The sequence below is a fragment of the Faecalibacillus sp. genome, assembly GCF_047023275.1.
Taxonomy (GTDB): Bacteria; Bacillota_I; Bacilli_A; order Erysipelotrichales; family Coprobacillaceae; genus Faecalibacillus.
Genome location: NZ_JBKYAR010000031.1, coordinates 1 through 20,630 on the forward strand (window position 1 = coordinate 1; position 20,630 = coordinate 20,630).

General features: G+C 27.9%; 21 protein-coding genes and 1 other annotated feature. Of the genes, 2 read left to right on the forward strand and 19 right to left on the reverse strand.

Going from position 1 to position 20,630, the window contains the following annotated elements; translation table 11 throughout:
- Positions 1-24: 24 nt before the first annotated feature.
- The 6 genes from ACLVEP_RS10245 to ACLVEP_RS10270 all read right to left on the reverse strand — a co-directional run bounded on the left by ACLVEP_RS10245 (position 25) and on the right by ACLVEP_RS10270 (position 4,533).
- Positions 25-375: an N-terminal phage integrase SAM-like domain-containing protein gene (locus tag ACLVEP_RS10245; protein WP_412584639.1), complete on the reverse strand. Its 351-nt coding sequence runs from the start codon at positions 373-375 to the stop codon at positions 25-27.
- 95 nt (positions 376-470) lie between these two features.
- Positions 471-659 carry a DpnD/PcfM family protein gene (locus tag ACLVEP_RS10250; RefSeq protein ID WP_412584641.1) on the reverse strand — a complete coding sequence of 63 codons (189 nt, stop codon included), beginning with the start codon at positions 657-659 and terminating at the stop codon, positions 471-473.
- Positions 660-745: 86 nt separating this feature from the next.
- The gene (locus tag ACLVEP_RS10255; RefSeq protein ID WP_412584643.1) at positions 746-2,596 is read right to left on the reverse strand and encodes a DNA/RNA helicase domain-containing protein; all 1,851 of its coding nucleotides are present in this window, start codon (positions 2,594-2,596) and stop codon (positions 746-748) included.
- 238 nt (positions 2,597-2,834) lie between these two features.
- Complete coding sequence (locus ACLVEP_RS10260) at positions 2,835-3,005, reverse strand: hypothetical protein (RefSeq protein ID WP_412584645.1); 171 nt, start codon at positions 3,003-3,005, stop codon at positions 2,835-2,837.
- Positions 3,006-3,087: 82 nt separating this feature from the next.
- On the reverse strand, positions 3,088-3,573 hold the full coding sequence (locus ACLVEP_RS10265) for a hypothetical protein (RefSeq protein WP_412584647.1): 486 nt from the start codon (positions 3,571-3,573) through the stop codon (positions 3,088-3,090).
- 87 nt (positions 3,574-3,660) lie between these two features.
- The gene (locus ACLVEP_RS10270) at positions 3,661-4,533 is read right to left on the reverse strand and encodes a hypothetical protein (RefSeq protein WP_412584648.1); all 873 of its coding nucleotides are present in this window, start codon (positions 4,531-4,533) and stop codon (positions 3,661-3,663) included.
- A 115-nt stretch (positions 4,534-4,648) separates the two neighbouring features.
- Here ACLVEP_RS10270 and ACLVEP_RS10275 point away from each other — a divergent pair, with 115 nt between their 5' ends.
- On the forward strand, positions 4,649-5,659 hold the full coding sequence (locus tag ACLVEP_RS10275) for a WYL domain-containing protein (protein ID WP_412584650.1): 1,011 nt from the start codon (positions 4,649-4,651) through the stop codon (positions 5,657-5,659).
- Positions 5,660-5,799: 140 nt separating this feature from the next.
- On the opposite strand, the gene ACLVEP_RS10280 is transcribed toward ACLVEP_RS10275, so the two are convergent.
- From ACLVEP_RS10280 to ACLVEP_RS10295, 4 genes are all read right to left on the reverse strand, one after another.
- On the reverse strand, positions 5,800-6,495 hold the full coding sequence (locus tag ACLVEP_RS10280) for a hypothetical protein (RefSeq protein ID WP_412584652.1): 696 nt from the start codon (positions 6,493-6,495) through the stop codon (positions 5,800-5,802).
- Positions 6,496-6,542: 47 nt separating this feature from the next.
- Complete coding sequence (locus ACLVEP_RS10285; RefSeq protein ID WP_412584654.1) at positions 6,543-7,889, reverse strand: MATE family efflux transporter; 1,347 nt, start codon at positions 7,887-7,889, stop codon at positions 6,543-6,545.
- Entirely contained in the window at positions 7,889-8,332 is a 444-nt protein-coding gene (locus tag ACLVEP_RS10290) for a MarR family winged helix-turn-helix transcriptional regulator (protein ID WP_318000510.1), read from the reverse strand. Before ACLVEP_RS10290 ends, ACLVEP_RS10285 begins: the two co-directional genes overlap by 1 nt.
- A gap of 141 nt (positions 8,333-8,473) precedes the next feature.
- Positions 8,474-10,174 carry a carbon starvation protein A gene (locus ACLVEP_RS10295; protein WP_412584657.1) on the reverse strand — a complete coding sequence of 567 codons (1,701 nt, stop codon included), beginning with the start codon at positions 10,172-10,174 and terminating at the stop codon, positions 8,474-8,476.
- Positions 10,175-10,236: 62 nt separating this feature from the next.
- Positions 10,237-10,469: a binding site (T-box leader), on the reverse strand.
- A gap of 137 nt (positions 10,470-10,606) precedes the next feature.
- On the opposite strand from ACLVEP_RS10295, the gene ACLVEP_RS10300 reads away from it, so the two are divergent.
- Positions 10,607-10,885, forward strand: coding sequence for a hypothetical protein (locus tag ACLVEP_RS10300; protein WP_412584659.1), 279 nt, complete (start codon positions 10,607-10,609; stop codon positions 10,883-10,885).
- Positions 10,886-10,897: 12 nt separating this feature from the next.
- On the opposite strand, the gene ACLVEP_RS10305 is transcribed toward ACLVEP_RS10300, so the two are convergent.
- From ACLVEP_RS10305 to ACLVEP_RS10345, 9 genes are all read right to left on the reverse strand, one after another.
- On the reverse strand, positions 10,898-12,073 hold the full coding sequence (locus ACLVEP_RS10305) for a polysaccharide deacetylase family protein (protein WP_412584661.1): 1,176 nt from the start codon (positions 12,071-12,073) through the stop codon (positions 10,898-10,900).
- Positions 12,063-12,965: a LysR family transcriptional regulator gene (locus tag ACLVEP_RS10310; RefSeq protein ID WP_117850119.1), complete on the reverse strand. Its 903-nt coding sequence runs from the start codon at positions 12,963-12,965 to the stop codon at positions 12,063-12,065. Before ACLVEP_RS10310 ends, ACLVEP_RS10305 begins: the two co-directional genes overlap by 11 nt.
- A gap of 75 nt (positions 12,966-13,040) precedes the next feature.
- The gene (locus tag ACLVEP_RS10315) at positions 13,041-14,150 is read right to left on the reverse strand and encodes a metallophosphoesterase (protein ID WP_412584663.1); all 1,110 of its coding nucleotides are present in this window, start codon (positions 14,148-14,150) and stop codon (positions 13,041-13,043) included.
- A 34-nt stretch (positions 14,151-14,184) separates the two neighbouring features.
- Positions 14,185-15,351 (reverse strand): transcription termination factor Rho, encoded by a 1,167-nt coding sequence (rho, locus tag ACLVEP_RS10320; protein WP_117782028.1) that lies wholly within the window; start codon positions 15,349-15,351, stop codon positions 14,185-14,187.
- A 70-nt stretch (positions 15,352-15,421) separates the two neighbouring features.
- Positions 15,422-16,591 carry a MupG family TIM beta-alpha barrel fold protein gene (locus ACLVEP_RS10325; protein WP_412584665.1) on the reverse strand — a complete coding sequence of 390 codons (1,170 nt, stop codon included), beginning with the start codon at positions 16,589-16,591 and terminating at the stop codon, positions 15,422-15,424.
- A 76-nt stretch (positions 16,592-16,667) separates the two neighbouring features.
- On the reverse strand, positions 16,668-17,834 hold the full coding sequence (locus ACLVEP_RS10330) for a cation diffusion facilitator family transporter (protein WP_412584667.1): 1,167 nt from the start codon (positions 17,832-17,834) through the stop codon (positions 16,668-16,670).
- A complete protein-coding gene (locus ACLVEP_RS10335; protein WP_412584669.1) occupies positions 17,831-18,172 on the reverse strand; it encodes a hypothetical protein in 342 nt (113 codons plus the stop codon). The genes ACLVEP_RS10330 and ACLVEP_RS10335 overlap by 4 nt, the downstream gene beginning before the upstream one ends.
- A gap of 58 nt (positions 18,173-18,230) precedes the next feature.
- Positions 18,231-19,016 (reverse strand): histidinol-phosphatase HisJ family protein, encoded by a 786-nt coding sequence (locus ACLVEP_RS10340; protein ID WP_412584671.1) that lies wholly within the window; start codon positions 19,014-19,016, stop codon positions 18,231-18,233.
- Between the two features lie 81 nt (positions 19,017-19,097).
- A complete protein-coding gene (locus ACLVEP_RS10345) occupies positions 19,098-20,582 on the reverse strand; it encodes a family 1 glycosylhydrolase (protein WP_412584673.1) in 1,485 nt (494 codons plus the stop codon).
- Positions 20,583-20,630: the final 48 nt, after the last annotated feature.

The following is a 20,630-nucleotide window of genomic DNA, read 5'->3' on the forward strand; positions in this document are numbered from 1 at the left end:
TTTGATTAGTTTTCCAAGAAATACTTACCAACATTTATCTTGGGTTAGGTTTATTTTAAAATTCAAATTTATATTTTTTATATAATTTTTCTCAATTGCATACATCATACTTAATTTAATAATATTAAGCATATCTTTAACTGTTTTGTAAGATAAACCGCCTTTGCCATCTAATCTACCATTATCAATTTTATAATCTAAAAATTCTTGAATATCTCCATGAGTAATTCTACCTATTCTCTTTCCTTTAAAAAAAGGTTTTATATGACTTTCTATATGATGAAAATATGTTGAATACGTTGATTCTCGAACATATCTTTTTTGATATAGAAACCACTCATCTAATACTTCACTATATTTTTTTCTTTGTAACATTCTTTACCACCCTTTCATTTTTGTTATTCTAAAATAAATAACATGGATCAAATTATAGAAAAATGTTAAAATGGTAAAGAAAAAACATCCTTTAGTTAATTACTAAAGGATCCTTCTTTTTCAATATCAAAACTCGTTTCAATATCACATTGTTCTGGATACAAAACTATATCTTCATTTTTATAAAGATATTTAATTTCATCTAAAGCATCTTCCTTATTTTTAGCTTCAATAACAAATTCTTTAGATAAAGTCTCTCTAATTTTTATTATGTATTTCTTCATATAATCACCATATTGATCATTGATCAAATCAATAAAATAGTCAATATAAGTTTATATTATTATGTTCTGCAAAAATACTATATCTGTTATATTTTCTTTTTTAAATATTCATTTAATTTTTTATCTGTACAATAAATATAACAACCTTTTTGACCTCTTGTCATAAGCGTACGATATGTGTTTTTAATAATTTTATCCGCTAATTCTAAAGCATACGTCTGATTCTTTTTATACATACCTTTTAATCCTTTTATTGATTGATCAGTTTTTGCTCTTTTTGTAAAATCCGTTACAATACCATCTTCGTATCTTAAATCGTCCCCTATAAGTACACCTACATATTCAAACTCTAATCCTTGACATGTATGAATACAACCTGCTTCATTAACTGATTCAGGATCAATAGCCCACGTAGATGATGATCCTAAATTCCATGATATTTCAAAATCATCTATTTTTATGTCATGAATATTTGAATAATTCTTTCCATCTTTAATCCAATCCCAACAATAGCCAGCTACCATACGTGATTTATTATTAATTTTATTTTTTTCGACAATCAAATTAAATACCTCTTGTGGTGTATCACATATACGAATATCATAATTCAAATCAAATTTATCATCTACATTAGAAGTAATTTCTAGTACAGAATCAATCCAAGATAAATAAGAATCACTCCCATTACATCTAAATTGTGAAATAAGTGTATCCTCATACACATCTGCATTAAAATACTGACACCATTTTTTTATTTCATTTGTACTTCCTATATCTTTTGTTGTAACTATTTGATAGTCATCAACAAAAAATATACTTGTTTTTGCAGCTCGAATTATTTCTTTAACTTGATTTTCACCAAGATTTTGAAACATCCCTGATTTAGCATTTAAACGATGTGCTTCATCAACAATTAAACAATCAAAATCATTATTAATAGATTGTGTAAACGAACCCGATCCTTTAAATAAATTGTCAATATATGCTTTTCTATATTTTCCTTCTGTTAATTTTTTTCTATAAACTTCTCTAGGCGCAGCATTTTTTGTAACATACATAACATTTTGATCAATATTTAAAATTGCTACAAGCATATTAATTGCAAGAACCGTTTTACCTGTTCCTGGTCCACCATGAATAATATACACTTGTTTTTTATTTGTATAATTTTTAGCTATTGTTATTGCCTTTTCATAAATAACTTTTTGATCATCTATTAAGACAAATTCTTTGTTTCCTTTTAACATCGATAACAAATTATCTTGTAAAGATTTACTTGGAATGATACGGCCATTTTCAATATGATACAAAACATCAGGATTTCCCTTTTTTATATATTTAGCAATAAATGCCGCTAATTTATCAGTATCTCCTCTTGTAAAAACAGGTGCCATATTAATATAAAATTGATAATTTTCATCTAATAAGTCATCATTATCTCTTAAACGATAATTATGCAAATATGCACATGGCTGTAATTTTATTTTATACTTTCTCACGTCTTCATTATAATCTTCTATCATACTAACATATGACCATGCTTGATAAGAGGGATGTGTAGTTTCTACTAGTCTTCCTTGTAAATAAGTTTTAACAATTGCTTCCTTTGTTTGAACTTTTTCAATTTCTTGCCATTGCTTTAATTCAATAACAACTGCACTTTCTCTTGAAAATTCATCTTCTCCACTAATAATAAAATCAACTCTTTTATTAGAATTTGGTATACGATATTCAATTGCAATCTTACTATTGTCTGGAATTCGTTTATCTTCCATTACTTTATACATATACTGCATTGAGTTCATCCAAGATACATATTCATTACGGGCTGTATTTTTATGTAATACTTCTTTTACTCTTTTTTCTATTTTTTCTTCAATCAAATCTAACCTAACATCATGTAAAAATTCTCGTTTATTTTCTTGATATACAATCATATTAAATAACCACCTATTTACTAAATTAATAAATATTATTTATAATATTACTATATCACAAGATGGTCAACGTTTAAACTTGATATATATTGTGAAATGTCAATATTCATTTTTTATGCATTGCATATTAACAGACACTTAATAGCTGTTGACAATAATATAGAAACATAAAAAGCATTAAAATATAAAACACTCATAGTTATTCTTTTTTTATATTATAATAGTTTATATTTATTTCTTATTTTCTGTACCACTGATAATTACAATCTTTACACATCCATTCACTAGATACCTTCTTTTTTACTCCTTTTGTAAATGGAATAGATGCCCCTCCTGTCATAAGTGCTGCAGCAACCTTTTTCTTAGAAATCACTTTCTTTTTTCTCTTTTTATAATAGATACGATCCATTGGGTTAAATGTATACCAATTATAAATTGCATCATACCCTCCAGGAGCATCATCATAGAGAAAAATATTTGTACTTCCACATTTAGGACAACATTCTATTTTTTTTTGGTTTTGATTTTTTTTTGGTTGTCTTAGGTATTGAAATATTTGAATTTTTAACCATTGATGAATTATCAGGATTACCTAATAAAATTAATGTAAAAAAATATAAAATGACTGTAAAAAACAAAGCAACAGAAATCACAGACATAAAAGAATCCATTTCGTCATTTAAAGTGTAAAAGAAAAACAAGAAAATCACTACATACTCACTAATAAACCATAATAAATAATGCGAAGAATTTTCTTCTTTATAATTACCTTGTGACTTATTATTTAATTGCTTACTTTTTTCCTCTTCAATAAAAACTTTATTTTCACGTTCAAACTTTTCCATTTCTTCTTTAGCTTGCAAAGTTGAAAGTCTTTCTACATTTTTATATCCTTGTAAACATGCTTCTCTATAAAAAGTTCCATATCTTATATATTTTTTCACAAATTCTTTTGTAAGTTCATGTTCTTTTTCCATAATTATCATCCTCTTTTATTTTATAAAATATATTTCATCAATGATTCAATACTCTAAAATTTTCATCATATAATTTTATTATGTCCTCTAACTCATATAAATTCCATATACTAATCTTCCTTGATTACTTCCTAAATAATGAATCAAATAATCTTCTAAAGGTAGATTTTGTTTATAAGCTTCTTCTATGTATTGTCTAATATTTAATTGTTGTGAACGTACAAACCTTTTGTGTGTTCCGTATTTATCATAGGTATCGTGTAGCTTATCAACACATTTATTATATTCATTTAAAGCTTCTTCTTTATCAATAAACAAACCTAATTTTGTACCAGAATAATAAACTTCATAAGCCATCTGATAAACATCAAATTCAATACTTGTTTTAACCATTCCTATTTGATTAACATATTCTTTAACAAGAAAAGCTCTCCTTTGTTTTTTATCAAGTACTGCTTTCAATGAGTCCATATTAGTATGATTAAGTATTGTATTTTTTAACTGATCATCAATTTTTTCCATAATTTCATAATAATCACTATTTCCATCATAATAATAACATCCTACACTTCCTGGATACCTTTCAATTTGATAAAAAGAATACTTTTGTTTTAAATAATCAATACTTGCATCATATCCTCTATCTTTTGAACAAATAATCACTTTTGTTTTCTTTGAAACAAGAAAAATAAGTTCTGTTAATTGAGTAACAATACAAAAATCCATAATATTTTTAGTTACTCTTTCTTTTCTTAAAGATGAAATATCAATTATTTTAAGATATCTATTATTTTTATACTTATCTAAAAATTCTTCAGGTAGTGGTTGACTTATAAAAAGATAAATTAAAACATGTTGTGGTATCTCTTCAGGTATTTGATAACCAATATTTTCACTATCTACTAAAATAATTTCTTTAATAAAACGATATTTAATTTTATTTATAATTCTTTTTAACATGCAAATCCCCCTTTTCTTTAAATGTATTATATAATGTTAAAAAAGCTAATACCGTCTTATATAAGCAGGTATTAGCATATACTTTCATGTATGATATTGATACGAGGTGATTTAAATGAACAGAAATAAAGATCATGATTCATATATTAAATATATTTCAGTAATTGATTTAATTATTAAAAATAGTGATGAAAAAAATCCAATTACTATTAATCAAATTCAAGATTTAATTTATGATAAGGGTTATGATTTTAAAATAGATTTTAGAATTGTTAAAAAATTTGTAGAAAATTATAACAATTACTATGAAGATACGATTATAAAAAATTATAAAGATGGTAGAAATAATTATTTTTACTATGAAAATCCTAGTTTAGATTTAATGGAAGCAAAAGCCATTATTGATCTTGTATATAGTTCTCATTTCTTTACTTTAAAAACAAAAGAAAACTATAAAAAGAGAATGCAAGATCTATTCAGTATTCATAACCAAGCATATTTTCAAAAAAGATTAAATCTACATGTTGTAAAAAATGAAAATGAACATGTTTTCTATCAAGAATTAGAAGTCATTACCAAAGCCATCAAAGAAAAGAAAAAAATTCGCTTTGAATATCAAAAACCATCTTTAACACTTAATGAAAAACATAAAATAACTGAATTAGCTCCTATCGATACTGTCTTTTCTAATAATGAATATTATCTTTTATGTCAAGGAGCAAAAGATCCAAACTTATGTATTCAATATCGTTTAGACTATGTTAAAAATGTTGAAATCGTTAAAGATAGTGATGTAAAATTTGATGACTATCAATTACAATCATTTGAAAATAAATTGAACAATATGACTTATATGTATGGTGAAGGAAAAATTGAAGTTATTGAACTTGAATTTACACCAAATGTTTATTCCAATATGATTGATAAATTCGGTAAAAATATTCATCCTAAAAAAATAAATGATAATCTTTATTATGTCCAAGTAAGACACATTATAAATAGTACATTTTATTCATGGATCATTGGCTTTGGTGGACGTATTCAAATTGCGGATAATGATGTCCATAAAAAACAATTTAGAGATTTTTTAATAGAAAATTTTATAAATAAAAATAATGCTGATTAAAGCTTTTCAGCATTATTTTTATCTAAATTACTTTATATATAGACATCATCGATTACTACTACTGTATATGAATCAACTATTCAATTATTATATTTTCCATTCTGCTTTAAAATCTCTAATTGTATCTTTAGATAATTTATTTAATCTATTATACATATTTTTTTCTTTAAATTGAATTGTTTTTTTAAATCTTTGTATTTTCCAAAGTGATCCGGAGCATATGTTTTCAAATTATATTTTGATTTTGTAGTAACAAAATTAATTAGAAAAAAGTAGTTCATTAATATTAATATTTCTAACATAATAATACTCTCCTTTAGTTCACCACATTTATGATCATCTTCATTTATCATTTGACCCATTACTGGATTAGAATGACAATATGTACATAAATATTTATAAAATTGCTTTAAATTACTGTTATCTGGTTTTTTTATAGGATTTAAAATCTTATCTTGTATGGAAATATTCTTATTAAGATTGTACCATTGTTCAAAAAGCTTACGACTTTTTTTAACTCTTATGCCTTTTAATACGATTAATGTTTCATAAATATTTCGATAAATCATTTTAGCTTCTCCATAGAGAGATACTTCATTTAATTTTAAACATGTGTATAAAGAGACAAGCATTTTATATTCCATAGATAAATATGCATCTTCTTCAGTTGTCATACCAAACATAAAATCAGCAATACTGATTTCAAAAATTGAATACTCAATATTAATTAAATTCCTAAGTACTTGTAATTTCTTTTTCTCTCTAATATTCATTTTTTCTTTATTATTTTTTAATTCTTCATCTACTTTTTTGACAAAATCTCTATTATTTTTCATATCAATCATTCTTTAAAAAATTCAAAAAGAAGTGTTTTTCACACTTCCTAAGCATTTTCTTTTTTCATTTTTTTACTTAAATAAATATAGAAACATACATTTAATATAATTCCAACAATTGTTGCAATTGGTGCTGCTAAACCGATATTTGTTAAACTTGCATGTGGTTGAATTGACATATAATAAGCAAGTGGTAAACGTACAAGAAGTGTTTGAATAAGTCCTTGTACCATGACCCAAACAGTTTGATCGTGTCCATTAAAATAACCTACCATACTAAATAATACCGCTGTTACAATTGTTTCTAAAGCAAATCCTTTTAAATAAGCATAGCCTTGTAAAATAACCGCTTTTTCTGTCGTAAAGATACTTGTAAGTAAATCACCTTTAAATAAAACTAAAATAAAGACAACTACTCCAATACTTAAACCAATGCCCATTCCTGTAAACATTGCATGTTTTGCTCTTTTTTCATCACCTGCACCCACATTTTGTGCAACAAAAGATGCCATCGATTGCATTAAAGAACTTGGGACTAACATTGCAAAGTTAACGATTTTACAAGCTACACCATAACCTGATGAAGCTTCTAATCCTAAACGGTTGATAAAAGCACATAACGCTAAAAATGAAATTTGTGTTAGACATTCTTGTAAGGCTAATGGTAAGCCTATTTTTAAAGCTCGAACACAATGTGGATTGATTTTAAAATCATGTTTCGTAATTTTAAATGGTAATTTTCTTTTGAATAATAACATTAATGCAAAAACAACACTAATAGCTTGAGCAAAAACAGTTGCCATTGCTGCTCCTGCTGCATCTAAATGTAATCCAGCAACTAAAACCAAATCTCCAACAATATTAATAACGCAAGCTACTGCCACAAATAAAAGCGGTGATTTACTATCTCCTAAACCTCTAAAAATAGCTGATAAAAGATTATATGCAACTATAAAGAAAATACCTGCTCCACAAATTCTTACATAAGTAGCTGTTAAACTTAAAGCTTCTTGTGGTGCTTGCATTAAACTTGAAATTGGCGTAGCTAAAGAAATCATGACTACAAATAAAACAGCCGAAATGATTGCAAAAACAACCGTTGCTCCACCTATTAAAGCACCAATTGAATTCATTTTCTTTTCACCAATATATCTAGCAATTAAAACTGTAATCCCCATTGCAAATTGTGTCACTACAAATGTTACTAAATTTAAAACTTGACTTCCTGTTGAAAGCGCTGAAAGTCCTGCTGTTGTTCCAAATCTTCCAACAACAAGTAAATCAACTGCCCCATACGCTGCTTGTAAAATAAGAGCACCTAAAACAGGAATCATAAATAAAGTTAATTTTTTTAAAATACTTCCCTGTGTAAAATCCGATTTAGATTGATCCATTATTTTTCTCTCCCCTCACACATAACTTCATAAAATTTTTCAATTGTTTGAATCATACAATCTGCTTCATCATCTGAAACATGATTCAAACATAAAGCTAATTCTTGAAAATAATCTTTACTATATTTTTCAAAAATTACTTTTCCTTCTTTTGTAACTGTCACATATGTTACTCTACCATCATGTTTTGCCGTTTGTTTCTTTAAATAACCTTTTTCTTCCATCGTATGAATTGTACGCGTCACCCCTGGACGAGGAAGATTCAATACTTCACTTACATCAGAAACTTTGACTTTTTGTTTTTTTTCTTCAAGTTCAATAATAGCTTCTAAATAACGTACATAAGACGGTAAAACCCCTTCAGGAAGTTTAGGCAACATATCTAAAATTCTTTTAGCCATATAGCAACTATCTAACATTTCTTTTACTTTTTCGCTTGTCATTACTTTCTCCCATTAATTACCAAAGGTAATTATCATTGGTAATTGTATATATAAAAAAAGATTGTCAATACAAATTATTATAATAAAGAAAAAGGCTATTCGAAATTAAATGAATAATTTCGAATAAGCCCTCTATTAATTTTATTTTTCTTTAATAAGTTTGCTTCCTGAGTTGAAACCAATCATTAATCCTAATGCTACAAGTAAAATAGCAACAACTAATTGTAAACCATCAACCATTAAAACAAATCCACCTGTTACAAATAATTTCATAACAATTCCATAGATAGCTTGAACTAAAGCAGTCATAGTAACGATAAACATTAATACCATTGGGATATATAACATAAATCCTTTTCTTCCAGTAACTTTTAAGAAAACAGCTAATGAAATTAAAACCATTGCAGCTAATAATTGGTTAGCTGATCCAAATAATGGCCAAATATTAACATATCCACCTAAACTTAATAAATATCCACAAACTAAAGAAATAATTGTTGAAACATATTTATTAGTTAAAACTTTAACTAAACCACTTGGTTCTTGTCCTTCTTCTACTTCAAAGAATTCTTGGAATGACATTCTAGAAATTCTAGCAACTGCATCTAATGAAGTTAAAGCAAGTGCTGAAACAAACATTGTCATGATACATAATCCCCAAGATTGAGGTAAACCAAGTTGAGCCACTAAACCAGTAACACCAGCTGAGAATTTAGTAAATGGTGTAGCTGTATCAGCTAAAGCCATATTAGCAAGTGTACTATCTAAAACACCAGATGCTTTTAAGTTTGGTAAAGCACCAACGATAACGATAACTAAGATTGCAAGTAATGATTCAAGTAACATAGAACCATAACCAACTTGTAACATATCTTTTTCATTTTCTACTAATTTAGAACTTGTTTCAGATGAGACAAGTGAATGGAAACCAGAAACAGCCCCACAAGCAATAGTTACAAATAATGTTGGGAAGATATAACTTCCTGAAGCAGATTTAAATCCTACAAAAGCAGGTGTTGTAATTGTTGGATTACTTACGAATACACCAATAACAGCAGCTACGATCATTCCAATAAATAAGAATGTTGTTAAATAATCACGTGGTGTTTTAAGTAACCACATAGGTGTAACTGATGCGAAGAAAATATAAACAAATACTACATAGATCCAAGTTGTTTTTGTAGCATATACTGGAAACATAATTCCAAGTGCTAACATAACAATAATTAAAGCAATACCAAGAATAACTTTTGGTAAACCTTCTAATTTAACTTTTTTTAAGAATAAACCAAATGCCATTGCTACAAAGACATATAAAATTGAAATTGAAGCAGCACTTGCATTTGGAGCAAGTTTAGCACCATCAGCGCTAATTCCATTAAATGTTCCTGCAACCATATCAGCAAAAGCAGCAATAACAATTAATGTGAAAATCCAGCAGAATAAGAAAAATAATTTTTTACCTTTACGACCAATATATTTTTCAATAATTTGTCCCATAGATTTTCCTTCTGTTTTAACAGAAGCATATAGTGCACCAAAATCTTGTACAGCACCAAAGAATACACCACCAACAATAACCCATAAAAATGCTGGTAGCCAACCAAACATCATTGCCATAACTGGTCCAGTAACAGGCCCAGCTCCTGCAATTGATGAGAATTGATGAGCAAAAACTGACCATTTATTTGTTGGTACAAAGTCTGTCCCATCTTCTTTAGCAACAGCAGGTGTTGTTGCTTTTGGATCAATTCCCCATGTTTTAACTAAGTAACGACCATAGAATAAATAAGCCACTACTAAAATTAAAGCACTTAATCCAAGTAATAGTAAACCGTTCATAAATGAATCCCCTCTCTTATAAATCAATCATCCACATATAAAAAGGCTTTCGCTTAACTATACGCTAAGACGAAAGCCATGTTCCGCGGTACCACTTAGATTGCGATATTAAATCGCCCCTTCACATCTTTTTATAATGCTATTTCTTTAACGCAGAAATTACGATTTCCCTACTTTTATTTCAAGAAAATAGCTCACAAGTGATGGTCTTATATCATTACCTACATTCTTTCCACCAAACGAATGCTCTCTATAGGAAGCGGATGTAAAATCGTATCTTGTTCATCGCTCATTTATATGTATGCCTATATATTATACTTCTTTTTTTATTTGTCAATACTTTTTTATTTTAATAACTATATTTTTTATCGATAAATATTTATTTCGTTCAGTCAACTCATCTTTTGATACATATAATATATTGGTGATTATATGTCTCTACCTTACATGAAGACTGTTTTACTTAATCAGATGATTGTCATCATTTCACAATCATTTAATGAATGTTTTTCAAATGATGAACAGGCCATTATTGGCGCTTTTTTAACAACTCTAGGAGATATGCTCTCTTTAAACAGTGCTTATATCTCTTATTTACAAGATCAAAATTCCCTTTCTAAACAAAATCAAAATGATTATGATTTATTAGAAAAAAGTATTGAAAAAATAAAAATAGAACTTAATAAAATGAAAAGTAATGTCCAAAAATGAACATTACTTTTATTAATTATTAACACTTTGATGTGGGGCATATGTCGCATCATCAATCCCTTTAAAAGTATAGCCTAAATTTTTATAGTGTTCAATAATAGCAGGTAAGGCTTGAACAGTGGTATCCTTAGCTTGTGTATCGTGGCATAAAATCATGACATTATTATCATGACATGATGTCCCGTTTCTAATCAACTTATCTACAGCTACATGATTTCCTGAAGCATCTGTTGAATCTCCATTCCAATCATAATATTGATATCCTTTTTCAACAACTTCTTTTGTAAGAGTTGTCATAATTCCTTGACAATATCTTCTTGATACTGTATTTGAACTTCCACCTGGGAAACGAATATAATGTGGTACAAAACCGATTTCTTTTTTTACCATTTGACCTACTTTATTTAAATCATCAAAATAAGCATCAACTGAAGCATAGACAGTTGAATATTCATGACTATACGTATGAAGAGCAATCGTATGTCCTGCATTATAAGCATCTTTAATCAAATAATTATAATCTTGATTTCTTCCTGTTACAAAAAATGTTGCTTTAGCATCATATTTTGCAAGTATATCCATGATTTTTTTAGTATTTTCTGATGGACCATCATCAAATGTTAAATAAACAACTTTTTCATTAGATTGTTTATCACTACCAATTTTTTTAATTACACTTACTTTTCTTTTAACAGTTTTTTTGTTTCCAGAACTATCTTTTGCCACATAAGTAACTTCATACATTCCTTCTTTAGAAGTATCTAAATTTTTATCATCAATTTTATATTGGATATCTTCTAAACTATTATCACTTACTTCCACACCAGCCTTTAAATCAGGTGTTGTATTTAAAGAAACCGTTAAATCATCCAATCCCTTAAATACAGGTTTTTGTGTATCTACAACTTGAATCGTTGTTGTATATTCTCTATTTTTATATATATATGTCACTTCATATTTTCCCAGCTTTTTAATATTTAAATTTTTGCTTTGACATGCTACATCTTTAACACTTCCATGTTCAACTTCACTAATATAGCTATTGGGATTAAATTTTCCATTAATTTCTACTGTCAGATTTTCTTTAAAATGCAATTGTTTTTTTATAAATGTTTGATAAACAAATAAACCTATTCCTAAGACGATTACTCCAATCAAAGTAATCACTAATTTTTTTCTATTTTTCATATAGACTCCTACTCTTTTCTAAATATTCTTGTACTTTTTTAATAAACCTATCAATAACTGGTGAAAGACGTGTATATTTCTTCCATATAAAAACGGTATTTGTTGATAGTTCTGGATAAAAAGGAATGAAACAAATATTCTTTTGATTTAACACCTGATAGGCTCCTTCTACTGTAATCGCTGCTCCTTGATCATCTTGAATAAAAGGAAGAATTGCTGAAGCAAAATTATAAGAAAACATGCTGTGCAACGAAACATCCCCTTTTAACCAATTAGAAATTTCACTTTGAACAATTTCTCTATTTGTTAAAAACAATGGTAATTCTTTTAAATCCTCTTTTTTAACATAGGGCTTATGAGCCAAAGAATTAGTTTTTGAAACAATGATTCCCCATTTTTCTTGAAGCGGTATACGTAAATGATTATATTTTGAAATATCTACTGGTTCTAACAAAATCCCAATATCTACTAATCCTTGATCAACTCTTTCTTTAATCAAATCCGCATTTCCTACATAGATATCAAATTTTACAAGAGGGTATTCATCATGAAACTCTTCAATCACTTGCGAAAGAACCGTTTGTGAAGATGAAAAAATACCCGTTCCAATCATAATTTGACCAACCATTTCTTCTTCACTTTGAGTAATCTCTTGTTCTGTTTTATTAACAAGTGATAAAATTTCTTCTGCTCTTCTTCTAAGTAAAACACCCTCATCTGTGAGTTCTATTTTTCTTTTTCCTCGAATAAATAAAGGCTTTCCTAATTCATCTTCCAACTGCATTAATTGTCTTGATAATGTAGGTTGTGTCATATGTAGTTGCTTAGCTGCACGCGTAATATTTTCCTCACGTGCAACCATTAAAAAATACTGAAGTATTCTAAGTTCCATGATTTTTACCTTCCTTTTTATTTTAACCCATATTTCTTAAAAAAAATCTAAATTATTCTAAAGATTTCTAAAGAATTATATTTTTTCTAAATATCCGCTTTCTATCCAGCCTATTTCTTTATTTTTGATAATATAGGCAAATTTTCCATATAATCCTATTACTTTAACATCTTCATTTTCATGAACCGTTATAAAATGATCAATATAATCATCTAAACAATAAAAGTGTTTATTTTTCAAATAAATAAATTCATTTTTGATCCATAACATTTGGTTTGTATGAATAACTTTACAAAATGAAAATTCCTCTCTTTTTTCTAAAATTTCTATTTCAAAATTTGGCCAGGAAACCTTATGATTTTCCTTATTTTCTACAAATTTGTCTTGTTTTGTTCTATAGATTGGTAAAGGTTGTACAAAATGATTCTTAAAAGTTAAATTCTTACCATCATTTTCAATAATAAGTGCATTCAATTGACTGATAAATTTAACCCCTGTTCCGCCATCAATACTAATTATTTTTTTATAAAAATCCATCAAAACATCATTTTTAATTTGATCTTGATAAAAATTAGACGTTGGCAAATGACCTACTATGACATATTTTTTTAAACAATGACCTACTTTTTGAAAATCTCTTTTTTCGATAAATGAAGAAAGCGGTGCATTTTGCCAATCATTTTTGTTTTCAATCCCAGCATGAATACATAAAAAATCATCGGTTTCTATTGAAGTAGGCAAACTCGCTATATAATTAAGTTCTTCTTGTAAAGATTCTCTTACAATTTTTTGTAAAATTTGTGGTTTTTCTTTCTTCAAATCTAAATGTTTTCGAGAAACAATTTGATCAATCATTCCACTTTTACCAATTTTACGTAAGTAATGTAACATTTCTTGACAAAGATCATCATCATTAATCAATGCATCTAAAGCATATTCACAATTACCTAGTAAAACATATACCCTTTGGCTTTTTTGTTGTAAATATTGAAGATAGTGTACTGTTTCTATGGCTTGTGTTCCCTTTTCTACAAAATCTCCATCAATAATCAAATAGTCTTGTGTAGTATATCGTGCTTCTTTTAAAAGCTGTTTGAAACGATCTAAATGACTATGAATATCAGAAACAACAATACATCTATAAGGTTTTTCTATATTTAGTTTTTCATGTCTTATTTCTATCATATATCACCTATTTAAAAAGGATAGAAATTCTATCCTACTTTCTTTTTAACATTGTTTCAATAAGTTCATCATTATTTTTAGTATTTCTAAATAATAAAAGCGCATCATCTAAATTTTGACTCGCACGTGTCCCATTTAATGAATAATGAATCATATGGTTCACTTGTAGTTCTTTTTCACTTAATAATAAATCTTCTCTTCTTGTTCCGGATTTAGCTATGTCGATTGCTGGAAAAATGCGTTTTTCTTGCATTGCACGAGATAATACAAGTTCCATGTTTCCTGTTCCTTTAAACTCTTCATAAATAACATCATCCATACGACTTCCTGTATCTACAAGAGCAGTTGCAAGAATAGTAAGACTTCCCCCTTCTCTCATATTTCTGGCCGCACCAAAAAATCTCTTTGGCATATAAAGACAGTTTGGATCTAATCCCCCTGAAAGTGTTCTTCCTGATGGCGAACAAATCAAATTATAAGAACGTGTTAAACGTGTTATACTATCTAATAAAATCATTACATCTTGACCATGTTCAACAAGACGTTTTGCTCTTTCAATGACCATTTCTGATACTTTTTTATGTCGATCTGGTGTTTCATCAAACGTTGAATAAAGAACTTCCACATTATCTCCTTCAACAGCTTCTTTAATATCCGTTACTTCTTCTGGTCTTTCATCAATTAATAAAATTAAAATATGTATATCTTTATTATTTTCTTTAACAGCTAAAGCAATATCTTTTAAAAGTGTTGTTTTTCCTGCCTTTGGTGGTGAAACAATGATTCCTCTTTGTCCTTTTCCAATAGGCGCAAGTAAATCAATCATACGCATCGCTATTTTACCACTTTTACCAACACTAATTTTTTCATTTGGAAAAATTGGTGTTAAGCTTTCAAAGGATTTTCTTTTCATTGCTGTTTCTAAATCATAATGATTGATTTTTTGAATATGTAAAAGAGATCTAAACTTTTCAGATGCTTTTGGTTCTCTAACAACACCTGTAATAAAATCGCCTGTTTTTAATTTGAATTTATAAATTTGTGATTGAGAGACATAGACATCATGAGGATCTGATAAATAATTTGCATTTCTAATAAAGCCAAATCCATCAGGCAATACTTCTAAAAAACCTGTTGTAATGACTCCATCATCTAATGAATCTTTTGTATATTCTTTCTTTTCCTTTTTTGTATTTTCCATATTATCACCTCACTCATTATGTCATATTTTTTCTTTTTACGCCATAAGAAAAAGTAGATTTACATCTACTTTATTCAACAAAGGTAAAAATATCTTTGGCTTTAATATGTTCTAAAATAAAGATTTCACTTTCATCAATATGACCCAATAAATTTCTTTGTCCATCTACTTTCATATCTTTTAAAACAATTTGAATTTCTCCTCGATAATGTACAAGGTTGTCATTGACAATAACAACATCCCCTCTTGTATAGTGAGTCTTGTTACAAGGACGACAAGGAATTTCTTTTCCTTTATAAATCATTCTTGTCCAACGAGAACGTAACATATAATTCATACAATCACCTAAATCACTATGCGTTGGATAATTGAATAAGATTTCTTTTTCAAGTTCTGTGATTCCTTCTTCCAATTGAATTTTAAAAGGAACTCTTTTAACCATTCCATGTGGAATAAAATCAGCTAAAAAACCAAAAGCTTCATTTTTAGGAACATCGACATAGACTTGTTTCATGACTTGATCAATTGCTTTAAATTCATCTTCACTTGCATAAGCATTTCCAATAATGATTTCATCAACATTATCTAAAGCTAAACAGTGTTTTAATTGAATTTCTATCGGCATATCTCGATGTTCTTCAATGGTTGGAAGACCATCACTCACTGGCCATGGTCCATGACTTCCTTTAACTAAACTTGAAATAAAGATAGCTACCGGAATATTTTTTGCTTTCCAATAATTATTAATATCATTAATAGCTTCTAAACTTGGAGCCGTATATCTTTCTGGATAGAAATTATGACATGTAGAAATATTTTCAGGTTTTGCCCCATTTTTAATAGCTTTTTCAATAACTTCAATAAAACTTGTAGACATTTCAATTTTAATACCTTCTTTATTATTAATAAGAGTGGCATCCCTTTCATCATTAAAACTAAAATCCATTCTTAAAATATCTACCCCAATATCTTTAAAAACCGAAAGATCTATTTCAGTTGCACCTAATCTATGAAAAAGTTCGCTGTTACAATCCCCAGAAACAACCATGCCATATTTATGAACGATTTTTGTAAAATCTTTAAAATAAGCAATAATTTCTTCTTTTGTCCCTGGTACTGAAAACATGCTTGTAAATACTTTTTTAAAACCATAAGTCGATGCTTTTTTTAAATAGGCATCAATTTCTTCTAATGTTTCTTGTTCTGGATATAAAGAAACACCTAACATTACTTTTTTCATAAACATCCTCCTCATAAACATTATTTTATCATGTATATACAAGTATCACAATAAATAAAAAGAGGATCTCTCCTCTTTAAACAAAAGCATGATCAATTTCAATGACACAATGATATTCGTCACTGATTTGTTTGACTTCTGCACTTATTTTATTTTTTAAAATTTGATGACTAATTTGATCATTAGCTGGTATTAAAACATCAAATATTAAATTTGTATGATTCTTCCCTGGAACCATTCTAAAATCATGAATCGAATAATGTTCATCTATTCCTTTTACAATTTCTAAAACTTGTTGTTTTAAAGCTAATAACTTTGGATTATGCACATCCACTGGATCATAATGAATGGTCGTATGAATATGATATTTTTCTTGAATTGCTCTTTCAATATCATCGATTTCTTCATGAATTTTCATAACATCTTCTTGACAATCTACTTCCACATGAAGTGTCATAAACATTCTTCCTGGTCCATAATCATGCATCATTAAATCATGAATACCTAAAGGTTTATCATATGACATAATAAAATTTTCAATGTCATCTATCAAGGCTTTATCAGGTGCCAATCCTAATAAAGGATTGATTGTATCTTTAAATACATTAATTCCCGCAAAAATAACAATTAAAGAAACAATTGTCCCAATAATTCCATCAACTGGTAAATCAGTTATCAATGTAAGCATTAAAGAAACAAGTGTTGCAAATGTTGTCACAACATCATTTAAACTATCTTGTCCTGCAGCTTTTAAAGATGATGAATCAATTTTTTTACCAATTTGATTATTAAAATAATACATCCATAACTTCACTAAAATAGAAAATATTAAAATCACTACTGCAACAAATGAAAACATAACTTTTTCAGGATTAAAAATCTTAATAACTGATTCTTTTAAAGATTGAATACCTACTACCAAAATTAAAAAAGCAATCACCATACCTGCAATATATTCATAACGTCCATGACCATAGGGATGATCTTTATCAGGATGTTTATTAGCAAGTTTAAAACCAAACAAAGAAGCTAAATTACTTCCTACATCCGATAAGTTATTTAAACCATCTGCTTGGATAGCAACTGAATGAACAATTAGACCAATTGTTATTTTAAAAATAACTAAAACAATATTGCATATAATGGACAAAATGGAACATAACGTTCCATAAGCTTGTCTTACTTTTTGATTTTTATAATCATCATAATTTTCAATAAATCTTTGTGTTAAAAAATGAATCATGATAAAACATCATAAACAAAAATATTTTGTTTATCTACCTTTATTAATTCAACTTCTTCTAATTCTTTTAAATATTTATTTACTTTTTCTTGATCAACTTCTTTATTAGCAAGTTTTGCAAGATTCACTTGAATTTGAGGATTATCCACTTTAATATAAGCTGTATTTTCAGTTGTATAACCTGCTTTATTTTTCATTGTTTCTAGAATTGAAACATAAGCAAGTTTTGTTTCTAATCTTAAATTTTTATAATGATCAAATAATGCCTTTGGCATATAAAATTCATCCTTTGATTTTTCAATAACTTCTTTTAAACTTTCTTTAGTATATAATTCCATACTTCTTCACTCCTTTTGTTTCTATATTATACCATATCTAGAAAAAAAGAACATTGTGTTAATCTCTTTTTCTTTGAGTAAATGTACTGACATCATCAAAACCAATTTCCTGATATTTTTTTGCTACATTTAAACAATTTTCACCAACCCGATCACTTGTATGACTATCAGTACCAATGGTAATAATACGTCCTCCTAAATCATAGTAACGTTGTACCTGTTCGAAATTAGGAAATCCACATGTTTTTAAATCTCGATATCCCGATGTATTGACTTCAATACCTTTTCCTTTTTGAATAAGTGTTTTAAAGATTTCATCTATAATATCTTGATATTTTTGATGATCAACAGTTTTATCCTCATAAGGTCCATATCTTACAATATAATCTAAATGGCCTAAAACATTAAAACAATCGAAAGCTTTTACACATTTTAATGTTTCTTCAAAAAATTCACGATGTGCTTGTTCCTTGGTTTTTCCTTTAAAAAATTCACCATAATAAAATTCTGTATGATGAATCACATGAATAGATCCAATAACAAAATCAAAAGGATATTGTTGAATTAAATTTTCAATTTCTTCTTGATGATCTAAATCCAATCCCATTTCAATACCCCATTTAATTTTTATTTGATCTTTAAATTCTTCTTTTAAACTTTGAATTTCTTGATAATAATTTTCAATATCTAATTCAAAAGAATCTATTGGATAATCAAAATCACGATGATCTGTAAAACAGATTTCATCTAAATTCATTTCTATTGCTTTTAAAACATGTTCTCTAGGATTTGCCTCACTATCCCCTGAAAAATGTGTATGCATATGATAATCTATAACTCTCATATTTTATCCTCCATTTTTCCTTATTATAACAAATAAGAGAAAATATTTCTATTTTCTCTTATTCATAAATTATCTGTTAAATTAATCTAAATCAGTTCCGTTTGATTCTATTACTTTTTTATACCAATAGAATGAATCTTTTGGTCTTCTTGATAAATCTCCAGTTCCATCATCATGTTTATCTACATAAATGAAACCATAACGTTTTCTCATTTCTCCAGTTCCAGCAGAAACTAAATCAATACATCCCCATGTTGTATAAGCAATTAAATCAACTCCATTATCACAAGCAGCTGACATTGCTTCAATATGTGGTCTATAGTAATCAATACGATAATCATCATGGATTGATCCATCTTCTTCTACTGTATCATAAGCACCTAGTCCATTTTCTACGACCATTAGTGGAATTCTATAACGGTCATAGATTTTTTCTAATGAATATTGAAGTCCTAATGGATCTAAAGCCCATCCCCAATCTGAATAAGTTAAATATGGGTTACGAATACCTGCCGCAAAGTTACCTTGTACTGTATCTTCTGTTTCATGAGTTGTCACATTGTTTGTCATATAGTAACTATATGTAAACATATCAACAACACCTTCTTTTAAGACTTTTAAATCTTCTTCAGTGATATCTAAATCTGTAATGTTATGTTCTTTCCAAATTCTCTTTGCAAATGGAGGATAAGCACCAAAGCATTGAACATCTCCACAATACCAGAAGTTTTCTTCCATTGTTTGTTGATTTAATAACATGTCTTTTGGATCACATGTATGTGGATATGTGATTGCTCCTCCAAGCATACATCCAATTTTATTTTCAGAATCAATTTCATGCCCTAATTTAACAGCTTTTGCACTTGCCACAAATTGATAATGTAAGTGCGTTAAACGTTTTTTGTAATCTTCATCAGTTGTTCCATCACCAAACATATTGATAACATTTAAAGTGTTATTGATTTCATTAAATGTAAGCCAGTATTTAACAAGTCCTTTGTATTCTGTAAAGACTGTTTTACAGTATTTTACAAAGAATTCAATGTATTGACGATCTTGCCAATCTCCATATTTTTCTACTAAATAGATTGGTGTATCAAAGTGATGAATTGTAACTAATGGTTCAATATTATATTTTCTTAATTCTTTAAAGACATCTCTATAGAATTCAATACCTTCTTGATTAGGTGTTTCTTCATCTCCATGAGGATAAATTCTAGACCAAGAAATAGACATTCTAAACATCTTGAATCCCATGTCTGCAAATAATTTAATATCTTCTTTATAATGATGATAGAAATCTGTACCTTCATGATTTGGATATAGATAATCATCTAAACATGCATAATGATCTCCGCCTTCTGGTAAAGCATCATCAAAATGAACTTGTGGTGTTGCATGAGCGTTTCCATCTTTATCGATCCAAGTTACTTTTCTTGGTTCTTTAACACTTCCACCTGTTGTAAAATCTGTTAAAGCTGGACCTCGTCCACCTTCATTCCATCCACCTTCATATTGGTTTGCAGCTGTTGCTCCTCCCCAGAAAAATCCTTCTTTAAATCCCATTTGAATTCCTCCTTTATCATTGATTACTATTATATTCATTTTTATGTA